Source organism: Colwellia sp. MB3u-45, assembly GCF_014077005.1.
Lineage (GTDB): Bacteria > Pseudomonadota > Gammaproteobacteria > Enterobacterales > Alteromonadaceae > Cognaticolwellia.
Map to the genome: position 1 here is coordinate 487,326 of NZ_JACGVC010000053.1, position 14,976 is coordinate 502,301.

Annotated in this window: 12 protein-coding genes; 9 read left to right on the forward strand and 3 right to left on the reverse strand. The window is 41.1% G+C overall.

Annotation, left to right across the window (positions count from 1 at the left end; translation table 11 throughout):
• Positions 1–313: 313 nt before the first annotated feature.
• From H4J41_RS17360 to H4J41_RS17370, 3 genes are all read left to right on the forward strand, one after another.
• On the forward strand, positions 314–1,897 hold the full coding sequence (locus H4J41_RS17360; RefSeq protein ID WP_182137366.1) for an alkaline phosphatase: 1,584 nt from the start codon (positions 314–316) through the stop codon (positions 1,895–1,897).
• 24 nt (positions 1,898–1,921) lie between these two features.
• The gene (locus H4J41_RS17365) at positions 1,922–3,745 is read left to right on the forward strand and encodes an alkaline phosphatase (protein WP_182137367.1); all 1,824 of its coding nucleotides are present in this window, start codon (positions 1,922–1,924) and stop codon (positions 3,743–3,745) included.
• Positions 3,746–3,842: 97 nt separating this feature from the next.
• Positions 3,843–4,550 (forward strand): hypothetical protein, encoded by a 708-nt coding sequence (locus tag H4J41_RS17370; RefSeq protein ID WP_182137368.1) that lies wholly within the window; start codon positions 3,843–3,845, stop codon positions 4,548–4,550.
• Positions 4,551–4,774: 224 nt separating this feature from the next.
• Here H4J41_RS17370 and H4J41_RS17375 read toward each other — a convergent pair whose 3' ends face one another.
• Positions 4,775–5,740 (reverse strand): NAD(P)-dependent oxidoreductase, encoded by a 966-nt coding sequence (locus H4J41_RS17375; RefSeq protein ID WP_182137369.1) that lies wholly within the window; start codon positions 5,738–5,740, stop codon positions 4,775–4,777.
• A 67-nt stretch (positions 5,741–5,807) separates the two neighbouring features.
• The gene (locus H4J41_RS17380) at positions 5,808–6,290 is read right to left on the reverse strand and encodes a putative 4-hydroxy-4-methyl-2-oxoglutarate aldolase (RefSeq protein ID WP_182137370.1); all 483 of its coding nucleotides are present in this window, start codon (positions 6,288–6,290) and stop codon (positions 5,808–5,810) included.
• Positions 6,291–6,981: 691 nt separating this feature from the next.
• On the opposite strand from H4J41_RS17380, the gene prmA reads away from it, so the two are divergent.
• The 6 genes from prmA (at position 6,982) to purD (ending at position 13,553) form a co-directional block, all read left to right on the forward strand.
• Positions 6,982–7,863: a 50S ribosomal protein L11 methyltransferase gene (gene prmA / locus H4J41_RS17385; RefSeq protein ID WP_182137405.1), complete on the forward strand. Its 882-nt coding sequence runs from the start codon at positions 6,982–6,984 to the stop codon at positions 7,861–7,863.
• 207 nt (positions 7,864–8,070) lie between these two features.
• Positions 8,071–9,048 (forward strand): tRNA dihydrouridine synthase DusB, encoded by a 978-nt coding sequence (dusB, locus tag H4J41_RS17390; protein WP_182137371.1) that lies wholly within the window; start codon positions 8,071–8,073, stop codon positions 9,046–9,048.
• A 5-nt stretch (positions 9,049–9,053) separates the two neighbouring features.
• Entirely contained in the window at positions 9,054–9,341 is a 288-nt protein-coding gene (gene fis, locus H4J41_RS17395) for a DNA-binding transcriptional regulator Fis (protein ID WP_044832893.1), read from the forward strand.
• Positions 9,342–9,525: 184 nt separating this feature from the next.
• On the forward strand, positions 9,526–11,139 hold the full coding sequence (gene purH, locus H4J41_RS17400; protein WP_182137372.1) for a bifunctional phosphoribosylaminoimidazolecarboxamide formyltransferase/IMP cyclohydrolase: 1,614 nt from the start codon (positions 9,526–9,528) through the stop codon (positions 11,137–11,139).
• 229 nt (positions 11,140–11,368) lie between these two features.
• Positions 11,369–12,196 (forward strand): class I SAM-dependent methyltransferase, encoded by an 828-nt coding sequence (locus tag H4J41_RS17405; RefSeq protein WP_182137373.1) that lies wholly within the window; start codon positions 11,369–11,371, stop codon positions 12,194–12,196.
• 70 nt (positions 12,197–12,266) lie between these two features.
• On the forward strand, positions 12,267–13,553 hold the full coding sequence (purD, locus tag H4J41_RS17410) for a phosphoribosylamine--glycine ligase (protein ID WP_182137374.1): 1,287 nt from the start codon (positions 12,267–12,269) through the stop codon (positions 13,551–13,553).
• Positions 13,554–13,636: 83 nt separating this feature from the next.
• On the opposite strand, the gene H4J41_RS17415 is transcribed toward purD, so the two are convergent.
• Positions 13,637–14,380, reverse strand: coding sequence for a hypothetical protein (locus H4J41_RS17415; RefSeq protein ID WP_182137375.1), 744 nt, complete (start codon positions 14,378–14,380; stop codon positions 13,637–13,639).
• Positions 14,381–14,976: the final 596 nt, after the last annotated feature.

Genomic DNA, 14,976 nt, shown 5'->3' on the forward strand with positions numbered 1-14,976 from the left:
CACACTTGCACTTCGTTTTACCTCCTACAACATAAATTACAGCCAATAAATCATAGCTAACAGCATAAGTTACAGCAAATTTTATATCGCTACTTTACCTTTAAGCGCATTGTTATTGTGTTGTGTAGGCTAAGTTATTCTGTATTTTTTGCTGCTTATCTCATCTGTTGTCACACTTACGTTATAAAACCTTCATCGTTCGGTCATTTTTCTTTTACCTTACTGTCATTTTTACTGCTTAGCATGCTAGTGGTGTTAATGCATCGGCATTAACAAACTCACTTTAACTAAAAATAACACCAAAGGAAGCATTATGAACTCGACATGGGTTTCACTTTCAGCTTTGTCATCTTTTTTACTCTCTAGCGTCGCTGTTGCTGGGGTTTTACCAAACGTACAAAAAGACAGTCAGTGGTTTGTTGATGGTCAGCAAGCAGTGATGGCTAAAACCAAACTAATAACACGTAATAAAGCTAAAAATGTCATTTTATTTGTCGGTGACGGCATGGGCTTGTCAACCTTAACCGCTGCCCGAATTTTAGCCGGGCAAAACGAAGGAAGAACGGGCGAGGAAGGCTACTTAAGTTTTGAAAAGTTTCCTTATTCTGCGCAAGTTAAAACCTATAATGTTGACGCACAAACGCCAGATTCTGCCGGCACAATGACCGCGATGATGTCAGGTGTGAAAACAGATGTTGGTGTGATTGGTGTTGATGAAGATATTGAACGTGGTGATTGTGCAACGGTGAAGGGGAATGAATTAGTCACGTCATTAGAAGCGGCTGAAATTAAAGGCTTATCAACAGGCATTATTTCAACGGCACGTATTACCCATGCGACACCCGCGGCAACCTTTGCAAAATCAGCGGATCGAAATTGGGAAGATATTTCTGATATGCCAGCAGCAGCGGTAGCGGCTGGTTGTGTCGATATTGCAACCCAACTTATTGATTTTGAAAAAAATCTAGAGCAACGTTTCCCAGGCGTTGACGTTGATGGTATTGAAGTGGCATTTGGCGGAGGTCGTCGACACTTTCTACCGAAAGATGCCAGCTTTAACAGTGCAGATGCCAGTAGTACCGTTGAAGGCGATCGCACCGATGGTGTTAATTTAACCGCCAAATGGCAGGCACAATATCAAACCGGTCAGTATATTATCGATCAAGCAGGCTTCGACGCCATTGACGCGAGTAGCACTGAGCGGGTGTTGGGACTATTTAATGAGTCGCATATGCAATACGAAGGCGATCGCAGTAATGATATTGCGGGTGAACCTTCGTTAACTGAACTTACCAGTAAAGCCATTGATATTCTTGATAATAACGACAAAGGCTTTTTTCTTGTTGTGGAGTCAGGGCGAATTGATCATGGTCATCATGCGGGCTCTGCTTATAATGCCTTAACTGATACCATCGAGTTCTCTAACGCAGTACAAGCCGCCATCAATAATACCAATCCTGAAGAAACATTAATTTTAGTCACGGCGGATCATAGCCATGTATTTACCATTGCCGGTTACCCAAAACGTGGCAATCCAATATTAGGTAAGGTGGTTAATGTTGGCGCAACTGAACCGGCTCTAGCAAGTGACGGTCTGCCGTATACCACAGTAGGTTATACCAATGGTAAAGGCTTTAGAAACTTGGTCAATGAAACCAATGCAGACGTAACCTATAACGATGATGCACTTGCTGGTCGTCAAGATCTAAGCACAGTAGACACCACCACCACAGGATTTCATCAAGAGGCTACCGTGCCACTGAGCTCTGAAACCCATGCAGGTGAAGATATTAGTTTACATGCATCAGGACCTGGAGCGCACTTGGCACAAGGCGTTATCGAACAAAGTGTTGTGTTTCATATCATCAATCAATCGCTTGGCTTAATTGCTAACTAACTGGCTAATCGAAAGGAATTAATCATGAAAACAGTAAAAAATTTATCATTAGCCGTGTTGGCTGTATTAGCAGGTTGTGGCGGAGATGACGGTTCAAATGGTAGTAATGGTATTGACGGCGAAAGTGCTTTCAATAGTCTGGTTAGCCAAACCTTATTAAATGTTGGCCATGCACAATGCCTTAATGGTGGGGTAAAAATTGATTCAGGTGTTGATGATGATAGCTCTGGCGTATTGGATACTAATGAAGTCGATGCAACAGAATTTGTTTGTTCACCGACACTAACGCAAACACAAGGTTCGGCATTGACCGCCACCACTCATAATTTATGGTATGAGCAAGGCCAAAGTGTTTTAGCGCAAGCCGCAATCAATACTCAGTCATTGGTTAATACTAAAGGCAAAGCGAAAAATATTATTTTGTTTGTTGGTGATGGTATGGGTATTTCTACTGTGACGGCAACGCGCATTTTAGCAGGCCAACAGTTAGGTAAATTGGGTGAAGAACATCAATTAAGTTTTGATAAGTTCCCTTTTTCTGGTTTTGCTAAAACCTATAATGTTGATGCACAAACGCCAGATTCTGCGGGCACCATGACCGCGATGATGTCAGGGGTTAAAACCGATGCAGGTGTTATTGGTGTAAACGAAGCCATTAGTCGCGGCGACTGTGCTTCAGTCTCCGGAAATGAGCTAGTAACCGCATTAGAATTAGCAGAAATTGCCGGCAAATCAACAGGTATTATTTCTACTGCACGTATTACGCATGCTACGCCAGCGGCAACTTATGCTAAATCGGCAGAGAGAAATTGGGAAGATAATTCTGATATGCCAGCTGCTGCTGTGGCCGCGGGCTGTGTTGATATTGCCTCACAATTGATTAGTTTTGAAGATGATATGCAAAGCCGATTTTCTGGCGCAAAAGTTAACGGCATAGAAGTAGTAATGGGCGGAGGAAGACGACACTTTTTACCAAAAGATGCGGCCTTTAATAGTACCGATGCAGCCAGTGCTATAGAGGGTGATAGAACCGATGGCCGAGATTTAACCGCAGAATGGCAAGCACAGTATCCAGCGGGCAGTTTCGTTACCGACCAAGCGGGCTTTGATGCGGTTGATGCTAATACCACGCCGCGGCTGTTTGGTTTATTTAATGAATCGCACATGCAGTATGAAGTCGATCGCGGTAATGACATTGCCGGTGAGCCGTCTTTACGCGAGATGACCAATAAAGCGATTGATATACTTGATAATAACGAGCAAGGGTTTTTCTTAATGGTGGAAGCTGGCAGGATTGATCATGGTCATCATGCGGGTAGTGCACATGGCGCTTTAACAGATGCAATTGCTTTTGCTGATGCAGTGCAGGCTGCGGTTGAGGCGACCAATCCAGAAGAAACCTTAATTATTGTTACCGCGGATCATAGTCATGTCTTTACGATGGCAGGCTATCCCAAACGCGGTAACCCTATTTTAGGTAAAGTGGTGAGTGTGGGTAGCACAGAACCAAGCCTAGCAAGTGACGGTATGCCATACACAACATTAGGTTATACCAATGGCAAAGGCTTTAGAGATTTAGGTGCAGAAACTAATGCCGATGCGAGTTATAGCGCTGACGCCGTCACTGGCCGTCAAGATCTTAGTATGGTGGATACCCAGTCTACGGGCTTTCATCAAGAAGCCTTAGTGCCCACAAGTTCGGAAACCCATGCGGGTGAAGATGTGGGTATTTACGCCCAGGGTCCTGGTGCGCATTTAATTACCGGTACCAATGAGCAAAGTGTGATTTTCCACGTGATGGATTATGCCGCAGACCTTGTTGTAAAAGCTGAGCAAGCGCTAAATTAACTCGTGCTTTAGCAAATGCTGTAGCAGGGAAGTTGTCAGATTAAACATGGCAACTTCCTTTTATTTATTGACCTATTTACCCTGAGTTGGTTTTATTATGAAAATTATTTCAGCATTATTATGCCTTTTGTCTTTGAGCATTAGCGCCAGTGAGTGCCATATTTCACCTAATGTGATTAGTGCTTATTATCAACTAAGTACTCAAGCGGCTAACAGCGAGCGGATGACAAAGCCAGTTCAGCAATTGTTTGAACTACACCGCAATAATAATACCGTGCTGCAACGAAATGTCAGCGCAGGTATTAACGATATTTGGTTGTTGAACGGTAATCGATTATCGCTAAACCGAGCATTTGAAAAGTATCAACACACCATAGAATATCAACCTAATGAATTGAGACATCAACCGCAGTGGCAAGATGCTTTTCAGTTGGTTATGACACCCGAACTGAGTCAGATGCAGCTGGTAGAGCAGAAAAAATCCGGTTGTTTACTTGAGCAACACTTTGTACTGAAAGATAAACACAGAGAATATCAGTTAACTTGGTTACCTAAATTACAGTTAGTAAAATTCTTTCAAGTAAGAGGTGTCGAGTTAACACGACAATGGCAGTTGACAAAATTTCAACCTGATGCGGAAAAAACAGTACCACTACTTAAGCAATACAGGAATTATCAGAGCACAGATTATGCTGATATCGGCGATAATGAAGGTATCCCGTTTTTAGCCACCATGATTAACCAAGGTTTTTCAATGCCGGTGCATAATCGCCCAGCTTTGGCCAACAAGGCGCATCAACATTAAGGCACCTGATCTGCAGAATAGATAAATTATTGCGTTAGCGGCAAGGGTATTGGTTTTTTATTAGCGATTTAAAACCGTGAGCTCTTTGTTAGAGCCCACGGCTAGTGGTATTACTTTATTTTGCTGTGATGTCGTTGTGGGAGTAACTTTACTTCAGTATTCGAATAGTCATTATCTTAGGCGTTAGGCGTTAGGCGTTAGTCAACTCAACTCAACTCAAGGCATTAGTTGCCACTATATATATGCTTGGTGATAATAGCGCTTTCTGCCAAGGTTTTATTCTCAGGCAAGTCGACAGCGCCACTGAGTAAGTAAATCACTTTTTCACCTTGGTCGGCTAAATCTAATGCGTGTTGAACATTAATTAAAATGCTTGAGGCGATTGCTTGAGGAAACTTGCTGGCGTCACGTCGAATATATTCTATCAGGTCGATATTAACCGCTTGGTCGTAAAAAACCGCATCGGCAAATTGCATTTCTCGATGGGCATTAAGGGTTAAATGGTCGGGATTACCGTCACGGGTATGGATAAAAACAATTTCACCACTGGGTGGTGGCGCTTGTGTTTGTAAGCTGGCAATTAACTGTTGTTCAGCTGAAGTGGTTTTACCATCTAAAATGGCTTGTCCGATACTGCCGCGTAAAGTGCGCTCCCAAAAAATGCGACGCTCGCGTAAACTTTTCACGCGCGCTTTTACGTGGTCTCTAAATTTAAAAGAAAAGTCAGCTAATTTCCCATAGCCATTAGGTAATGTTTTTTCAATTTGCTCGCGTAACATCCGCAGTAAAATAGGTGCGCTTCCAGAACTCGACATGGAAATTATGATGGGGCTTCGGTCAATAATAGCCGGGGTTATATAGGTGCACAGTTCAGGTTGGTCAACGACATTGGTCAGTAGTTTTAACTGAGTGCTTTCTGTGGCCACCGCGCTATTAACTTCAACACTGTCGGTGGCAGCAATGACAATATTACTCTTGCTCAGGTGCCCGGGTTGATAATTATGCTTGAGCCAATTTAATTGGTGCAAATTCACCAAACGCTCAACACTGCTATTCAGTGTTTCAGACATAATAGAAATGTTAGTTGTCGATTTTAATAACAGCTCTATTTTACGTGCTGCTACCTCGCCGCCACCTATAATCATAGCGTTAATATGTTTGGCATCTAGATATATAGGAAAATACTTCATTATTTCACTCTACTTTTTGGCTTTATTTACCCGCTTAGCGACACTGTGCTGACTAAGCGGGCAATCATTAAAAGGGGATTAATACTTTGCTAATGGCTAAGCCATTAGCGTCACCATAAATATATTCACCAGGATTAAAGCTTAAGTCGGCAAAGTGAATAACCTGGTTAATTTCACCTTTACCCAATTTCTCGGTTTTTATCGGGCAGCAGCCAAGGGCTTTTACCGCAATGGGTAAAGTGGCAATAGTACCCGCGTCACGTATACAGCCATTAATAACAATGGCTTGCCAGCCATTTTTTACGGCTAGCTCAGCTAGCATGTCACCGAGTAAGGCGTTAGTCATACTCGCTTTGCCATCAACCACCATCACTTTGTTGGTACCGTCGGTGGCTACCAACTCTTTGACTTTGGAATTGTCATTATGACAGCTAACAGTCACTATTTCGCCAGAGAAGATAGTGTGACCACCATAGTCGTTAAAAATCGGCTGAGCTAAAGAAAGCTGTTCGCTATGATCATCAAATAAATCGGGTAGTAGATCTAACATTTTTATCCCTAAGGTATGCACGCTAGTATATTGAGTATAAATGAAGTTTTACTTTATCAGAACAGGCAATGTATATCTGCGCAGCGTAAGTAATATTGAGTATAAAGCTAAGTTATTTTCCTTGCTGGTAAAGCGCTATTCATTTTTTTCATTGGCTTAAAGTCATTGGGTTAAATCATTTGGTAACCTGCATTAGCCTTGATATTACCTAAGGCCTTTGTTCATACGAACATAATAGCGTTTTAGATTTTTTAATCTTACGGCACTATATAAGTCGGTTGCATAAGTCATTGGCAAAGTTAGCTACTTGAGGTTGAGTTTCAGTGAGTTGGGAACAAGGTCCAGGAGAGAATTTTATCTTGGCAATTTGGTGCGCAGCTATTCGTGTTACTTCAATTATATCGAGCCTCATGTCGCTAGCCTGACTTTTTCTATTAAGCAGTTGTTATACACTAGCCTCTTTACTGACAATGTTGAGTGGTTAAGCGCAAGCTAATACAGCTGTAAACCTCAAACGTCATGATATTATTTTTAGCATTTTGATAACGTTTATTTTGCTATTACTCTAGCAATGACGAAAGGCTATCAATCGCCAAATTATCTGTAGTTATTGCTCGAGTATATGGCTAAAGTAACTATTTTGTCGCGGTAGAGGGTGATAAACTAGCAAAAAATTTTAATGAGAAAAAACATGCCTTGGATCCAGCTTAGATTAAGTGCCAATGAAGAGACAGCTGAAAAATATAGCGATTGGTTGAGTGCTTGTGGCGCACAAGCGGTGACCTTTATTGACGCTAAAGATACACCTATATATGAGCCGCTTCCGGGTGATGAAGTTATTTACTGGAATAATACTGTGGTAATGGGCTTATATGATGCCAGTCATGATATGGACAAGGTGTTGAATTATTTAAAATCTATCCATCCAGACAAAGCTAAAATGGTTTACAAGCTTGAACAGTTGGAAGACAAAGATTGGGAACGTGAATGGATGGACAATTTCCATCCGATGAAATTTGGCCAACGTTTATGGATTTGTCCAAGCTGGCGTGATGTTCCTGACCCTAGTGCGGTGAATGTTATGCTTGACCCCGGCCTAGCATTTGGTACGGGCACCCACCCAACAACCGCTTTATGTTTAACTTGGCTGGACGGTTTAGACTTAGTCGGCAAAACCGTGGTTGATTTTGGTTGTGGCTCAGGTATTTTGTCATTAGCCGCGCTTAAATTAGGCGCAAAAAAAGTGATTGGTATTGATATCGATCCTCAGGCGTTACAAGCGAGTTTAGAAAACGCTAAACGCAATCACTGTGAAGACCGTTTGGCATTATTTTTACCGAAAGACCAACCTGAATTTAAAGCTGATGTGGTGGTGGCAAATATCTTAGCCGGACCATTACGTGAACTTGCTCCAGTTATTATTAACTATCTAGCGAGCAATGGTGTGCTTGCTTTGTCTGGTGTTTTAGAAGAGCAAGCCGAACAATTACAAACTCAGTATGCTGAATTTTGTCAGATGGACGCTATTGCTGTTCAAGACGAATGGGTGCGTTTATCTGGTGTTCGTTATTAGTTTATTATTAGTTAGCGATTAATGGCCTAAAAATGAGCAGCTTTTGTTATCAAATCGTACAGAAACTGCTCGCATCAACACTTTAGAAAATGTCAACATGAAAAACGTGAAAAAAAGCGCGTTTTGTTCAATTTATATCCTTTTCAATCCCAAAAAAAACACGTAAACTTAGCGCCCTTTTGACTAGTAGCTCAAAAAAACAGCAGCGTGAAGATAGGTCCATACACTTTAGCAAGCAATACTATGCTTGCACCCATGGCGGGTATTACCGATCAACCATTTAGACAACTATGTTGTCAGATGGGGGCAGGCTTAGCGGTATCTGAAATGATGTCATCTAATCCAAAAGTGTGGAATACCGGTAAATCTCAGCGTCGAATGTTGCATAGCGAAGAAGCAGGTATTCGTTCCGTACAAATCGCGGGCTCGGATCCTGAAGAATTAGCATTTGCAGCTAAGCATAATGCTGATAATGGCGCACAAATTATTGATATCAATATGGGCTGCCCAGCAAAAAAGGTAAATAAAAAATTAGCAGGTTCAGCGTTACTGAAAGAGCCCGCATTAGTCGAGCAAATTATTAAAGCTGTGGTTAATGCGGTGGATATTCCAGTCACGTTAAAAATTCGAACCGGCTGGTGTGAAAACACTCGCAATGGTATTGAAATAGCCAATATTGCTGAGCATAACGGCATACAATCACTTGCGGTGCATGGCCGTACTCGTAATGACTTTTATAAAGGCAATGCAGAGTACGACACCATTAAAGCAATCAAGCAAGCGGTGAGTATTCCAGTTGTTGCTAATGGCGATATTACTTGTGCCGAAAAAGCGGAGCAAGTGCTGAATTACACTGGGGCTGACGCTATTATGGTTGGTCGTGGTGCCCAAGGGAGACCTTGGATTTTTCAAGAAATTAATTATTTCTTGAAAACGGGTAGGCATTTGCCTGCTCCTTCAACGGATGAAGTACGCACAATTTTGATTGGGCATGTAATGGAATTACACAAATTTTACGGTGAATTTATGGGTTTACGTTTTGCCCGTAAACATGTTTCTTGGTACATGCAAACGCATGAACAAGGAAAATCGTTTCGTTCTATTTTTAATGCACTCGAGTCAGTTACTGAACAACTTGACGCATTAACTATGTATTTTGATAATTTAACTTTAGAAAGAGTCTGAACTTTATGTTTGAACAAAATATTTCCTCTCCATTTATTACCGGTGATCTACAAACTCAGACAAAGGCCTCGCCTTTACGCACACAAGCAAAAGTAGCCATTAAAAACTACTTGTCTCAGTTAAACGGTAATGACGTTGATGATATGTACGACCTTGTACTTTCAGAAATTGAAGCGCCAATGCTTGAAGAAGTCATGCAATATACGCGCGGTAACCAAACCCGCGCCGCTAACTTATTAGGCATCAACCGTGGTACTTTACGTAAAAAGTTAAAAAAATACGGCATGAACTAAGAAGTACGACAGGCTAGCCTGTCAATTAGAAGCACCCTCGGGTGCTTTTTTGCTTTTAGAGAGATAAAAGTTATCCAAGTAGTCAACTTTTATGCCATTTAAGAATTATCACATATCAATAATGTAAAACAGATATGTGTCATAGGCCAGACAACCATTTTAATTTATAGGTAATTAGAAAACCATGGATACACCACGCCCAATCAAACGTGCACTATTAAGTGTTTCAGATAAAACCGGTATTGTTGAATTTGCTCGCTCGTTATCACAAAAAGGTGTCGACCTTTTATCAACTGGCGGTACCGCTAAGTTATTGGCGGAAAATGGCATTAAAGTCACTGAAGTATCTGATTACACCGGGCATCCAGAAATTATGGATGGTCGAGTTAAAACCTTACACCCGAAAGTGCATGGCGGTATTTTAGCACGTCGTGGTATCGACGAAACTGTTATGGTTGAAAACGACATCAGTGCGATAGATTTGGTGGTGGTAAATCTTTACCCATTTGCCAATGCCGTTGCTGATGAAAATTGTTCATTAGAAAATGCCATTGAAAACATCGATATTGGTGGCCCAACTATGGTGCGCGCAGCCGCTAAAAATCATAAAGACGTCACCATAGTAGTCAATGCCCATGATTACGACCGTGTTTTAGCCGAAATGGCGACAAATAATAATTCTTTGGTTTATCAAACACGTTTTGATTTGGCTATTGCTGCCTATGAGCACACGGCAGCTTACGACGGTATGATTGCTAACTACTTTGGTAAAATGTTACCCGCGTATGGCGCAACTGAATCTGCAGCATCTGTTGACTCATCAGTAGGTGAAAAAGTTAAATTTCCACGCACCTTTAACAGCCAGTTTATTAAAACTCAAGATTTACGTTATGGTGAAAACTCGCATCAAGAAGCAGCTTTTTACAAAGAAGCGCATCCTGAAGCAGCGTCAGTTTCTACGGCAACTCAATTGCAAGGCAAAGCCTTATCTTATAACAACATTGCTGATACGGATGCGGCATTAGAATGTGTTAAAGAATTTGACGAACCCGCTTGCGTTATTGTTAAGCATGCAAACCCATGTGGTGTTGCTATTGGCGATAATATTTTAGCGGCTTATGAAGGCGCTTATAAGACGGATCCAACGTCTGCGTTTGGTGGCATCATAGCGTTTAACCGTGAGTTAGATGCAGATACTGCGCAAGCAATCGTATCTCGTCAATTTGTTGAAGTTATTATCGCACCTAGCGTGTCAGATGCAGCTGCAAAAATTGTTGCCACTAAAGCTAACCTGCGTTTATTAGTCTGTGGTCAATGGACAAGTAAAACTACTGGTTTTGATTTTAAACGCGTTAACGGTGGTTTATTAGTTCAAGACACGGATCAAGGTAGCGTAACAAGTGACGACTTAACGGTAGTGACTAAACGCCAACCCACGGACGAAGAGATGCGTGATTTACAATTTTGTTGGAAAGTAGCAAAATTTGTTAAGTCGAACGCAATTGTTTACGTTAAAAATAGTGCAACTATCGGGGTGGGTGCAGGCCAAATGAGCCGAGTTTACTCAGCAAAAGTAGCGGGTATTAAAGCGGCAGATGAAAACCTTGAAGTTAAAGGCTCTGTGATGGCATCAGATGCATTCTTCCCATTTCGTGATGGTTTGGACGCTGCTGCTGAAGCAGGCATTACTGCGGTAATTCAGCCGGGTGGCTCTATGCGTGATAATGAAGTTATTGCTGCTGCAGATGAGCATAATATCGCCATGGTATTCACTGGTATGCGTCACTTTCGTCATTAAGTCAAAATGGTAAAATAAAAATGCTCAGATAGAGTTAATTATTCTGAGCATTTTTATTGCAGAAATCATGCTGAGTAGTGTCTGGGTAATAAAATTAATCATTACACACACTCAATTAAGTTCAAATGCTGTTTTTTGTCGATAAGATATGAGTAACAGCACTGATCATCTGAACGAAATCTGCTATAACTAGCCTGTATAAAAATTCACTAGTTAATGGAAGATAACAATGCATACAACAGCTCAAACTCTCAAAAAAGTTTTTACCGCGTCAATCGTGTCTGCAACTTTATTATGTTCTGGTTTTGTTAACGCTCATCAGGATGCTCATCAGCAAAGTCAGCTTGAAAAAGCTATCGCTGGCGAACATCGTTCAGCAAAAAATAAAGCGCGTGATGAATACCGTCATCCGCTACAAACTTTAGCATTTTTTGGTTTTGATCCGTCAATGACTGTGGTTGAAATTACCCCAGGCGGTGGTTGGTATACTGAAATTTTAGCCCCAGCAGTAAAAGGTAAAGGTAAACTTTACGGTGCTCATTATCCCGATACTGGCGAAGATAACTATTATAGTAATTCACGTAAAAAGCTAGTTGAAAAATTAGCCAGTGACGACGTATTTAGCGAAGTAGAGTTAACTAACTTTATTCCGCGTCAAGCAAGTGAACTTGCACCGGCAGGTACAGCCGATTTGGTACTGACTTTTCGTAATTTACACAACTGGCGCGATGAAGGTGTAGAACAAGCTTTTAAAGACGCTTACAAAGCATTGAAAAAAGGTGGCGTGTTAGGTGTGGTAGAACATCGTTTACCTGAAGGCGTCGACGCTGAAAAAGCAAAGGGTTATGTATCGCAAAGCAAAACTATTGCACAAGCCAAAGCGGCAGGGTTTACTTTAGTAGCAAGCAGTGAAATCAACGCTAATGCTAAAGATATGGCCATCTATCCAAAAGGTGTATGGACCTTACCGCCAGTATTACGTTTAGGCGAACAAGATAAAGCAAAATATATAGCGATTGGCGAAAGCGATCGTATGACATTAAAATTTGTAAAATAACATAATTGAGCTGCTATAACTTGATCTCTGCAGGTTATAGCAATTTTAAAAATATTAGGAATGTAAGTAAATGAATGTTTTGGTCATTGGTAATGGCGGTCGTGAGCACGCATTAGCGTGGAAAGCTGCACAATCATCTTCAGTAACAAAAGTATTTGTTGCACCGGGTAATGCAGGAACGGCTACAGAAGCCAAGTTGGAAAATATTGCAATATCAGCTGGCGACATTCCAGCCTTAGTCGACTTTGCCAAAAGCAACGAGATCGTGCTAACTATTGTTGGGCCTGAACAGCCTTTAGTAGATGGCATTGTTGATGCTTTTCAAGCAGAAGGTTTAATGATTTTCGGACCTAGCGCAAAAGCGGCACAACTTGAAGGTTCAAAATCATTTACTAAAGACTTTTTAGCAAGAAATAATATTCCAACCGGTAGTTATCAAACCTTCACTGAAATCGAGCCAGCACTTGCGTATGTTCGTGCACAAGGTGCGCCAATTGTTGTTAAAGCCGATGGCCTTGCCGCTGGCAAAGGCGTTATTGTTGCGATGACATTAAAAGAAGCTGAAGACGGTATTAAAGATATGCTTGCCGGCAATGCTTTTGGTGATGCGGGTCATCGTGTGGTGATTGAAGAATTCTTAGCAGGTGAAGAAGCTAGCTTTATTGTGATGGTTGACGGCAAAAATGTTTTAGCCTTTGCTACCAGCCAAGATCATAAGCGTGCCTATAATGGTGATAAAGGGCCAAACACTGGTGGTATGGGCGCTTATTCTCCAGCACCTGTTGTGACACCAGAGATCCATCAACGCGCTATGAATGAAGTTATCATGCCAACCGTTGAGGGCATGGCGAGAGAAGGTGCACCTTATACCGGCTTTTTATACGCGGGCTTGATGATTGACACTGATGGTACCCCAAAAGTTATTGAATACAATTGTCGTTTTGGTGACCCTGAAACTCAGCCAATCATGATGCGATTAAAATCTGATCTGGTTGAGTTGTGTATCATGGCTTGTCGTGGTGAGTTAGACCAAGCAACAATCGATTTTGATCCTCGCCCTGCAGTAGGCGTGGTAATGGCGGCAGCTAATTATCCTGCTAGTTATCCCAAAGGCGATGTTATTTCTGGTCTAGAGACAAATACTGTCACTGATCGAAAAATATTCCATGCAGGTACAGCTGAAAAAGATGGTGCAATAGTTACCGCAGGCGGTCGTGTCTTGTGTGCAACAGCATTAGGTAATAATGTCACTCAAGCGCAGCAATCAGCCTATGAATTATTAAAACAAATTTCTTGGCAAGGTGTTGAGTATCGTACTGATATCGCTTATCGAGCGATCGAGCGTGAACAAAGTTAGCTTAGCGCAATCACAACCGTATAATATAATCGTATAAAAAAGCCCAGTAATTACTGGGCTTTTTTTATATAACAATTAACGGCTTAGTTATTAAGTTTTGCTAAGGTTTCTTGTTTTGCACCACCGGCTATTGCAGCAGCAATTGCTGAATCTCTATCAAACCCTAAATCGATAGCAGCTTTAACAATAGCATTATTATGATTATCAGTGCTTTGATTAACCGCGGTGGTAATTACTCGGTCGGCTTCACCAGGAAATAAAGCTAATATATCTTTAACTATGTTACTTGCCTGTTCTGGTATGGCCGTAATAGCGGCTGTTAAAATATTCAATATCTGGCTAGGGTAATTTGATGCGGTGTTGTTAACTATGTTACTAACGTCGTAAGGTTCAGTCCTGATGGCAACTCGGACAATATTTTCTATTTCACTTGGATTAAATTTAACCGCAGTATTAACTATTTCTTGAGCATAAGCGGGTTCTGCAGTAATAGCTATTTCAACCAGCTCAGTACTAGGGGCAACTTTAGCTTTAATCGAATTTTGTATAACATCGCAGGCCAAAACAGGCTGCGCAGATAAAGCACCCAACATAATTTCACGATATTTTTCTGGGTATCGGGCAAAAGCCACGGCCATAACAACATCCACTTTCTCTGGATAGCGTGAAAGTATGGCATGGACACTACTTTGAATTGATCTCTGTTTCTTTACTTGTTGGTTTAATATCTTAGCAATCAAACGTTCATGTTTATATTCGGCAACATCCTTCGCCACAACTGTACTACTAATGCCAGCAAGCATTAACAAGATGATAAGTTTTTTCATTTGTTATGCTCTCTGTACAAACACCGTGGTGAAACCCACTTTATCTGTAGTTTGTTATTATTATTATGCGCAAATACAATATAGAGCATAAAATACATTATATCTCCTGTTTATTTGTACATAAAAATATGGGTTTTGGAAAAACTGCTAGCCAAATCTTGCTAACTACGTAGTGATTAGTCCGTAAAATAGCCGAATAGTTCAATTAAAAAGCAAACAAACATTTAATCGCAATTTAATGACAATTAGGTGTTGACGTGAAGCCAGAAATCTCTAGAATGCGCTCCAGTTCCAAGGGGTAACCCAAACGAACGGTTTTAATGAGTTATCTAACTCGGTCTAGGCTGATTAAGTTAACTTAACGTTTTAAAAGTGAGTTTGACTCTTCTGAAAAGAAAGTTTAAAAAATCTAAATAAAACGTTGACATTAAAACTCAGGTGCGTAGAATGCGCATCTCGCTTCAGGCAAGTCCTGCAGCAACGAATTACTTTACGGTATAGAGCGAATGAGATTCTGTATCGGTTAGTTATCTTCTTTGAAGAAACTAACTTTCTTTAACAATTAGTTATCATGCAATTTGTGTGGACACTCACAT

What these genes read in the sequence shown, in the direction of transcription:
- H4J41_RS17360 (WP_182137366.1), top strand. Translation starts at nt 314, where the DNA reads ATGAACTCGACATGGGTTTCACTTTCAGCTTTGTCATCTTTTTTACTC.
- H4J41_RS17365 (WP_182137367.1), top strand. Translation starts at nt 1,922, where the DNA reads ATGAAAACAGTAAAAAATTTATCATTAGCCGTGTTGGCTGTATTAGCA.
- H4J41_RS17370 (WP_182137368.1), top strand. Translation starts at nt 3,843, where the DNA reads ATGAAAATTATTTCAGCATTATTATGCCTTTTGTCTTTGAGCATTAGC.
- H4J41_RS17375 (WP_182137369.1), bottom strand. Translation starts at nt 5,740, where the DNA reads ATGAAGTATTTTCCTATATATCTAGATGCCAAACATATTAACGCTATG.
- H4J41_RS17380 (WP_182137370.1), bottom strand. Translation starts at nt 6,290, where the DNA reads ATGTTAGATCTACTACCCGATTTATTTGATGATCATAGCGAACAGCTT.
- prmA (WP_182137405.1), top strand. Translation starts at nt 6,982, where the DNA reads ATGCCTTGGATCCAGCTTAGATTAAGTGCCAATGAAGAGACAGCTGAA.
- fis (WP_044832893.1), top strand. Translation starts at nt 9,054, where the DNA reads ATGTTTGAACAAAATATTTCCTCTCCATTTATTACCGGTGATCTACAA.
- purH (WP_182137372.1), top strand. Translation starts at nt 9,526, where the DNA reads ATGGATACACCACGCCCAATCAAACGTGCACTATTAAGTGTTTCAGAT.
- H4J41_RS17405 (WP_182137373.1), top strand. Translation starts at nt 11,369, where the DNA reads ATGCATACAACAGCTCAAACTCTCAAAAAAGTTTTTACCGCGTCAATC.
- purD (WP_182137374.1), top strand. Translation starts at nt 12,267, where the DNA reads ATGAATGTTTTGGTCATTGGTAATGGCGGTCGTGAGCACGCATTAGCG.
- H4J41_RS17415 (WP_182137375.1), bottom strand. Translation starts at nt 14,380, where the DNA reads ATGAAAAAACTTATCATCTTGTTAATGCTTGCTGGCATTAGTAGTACA.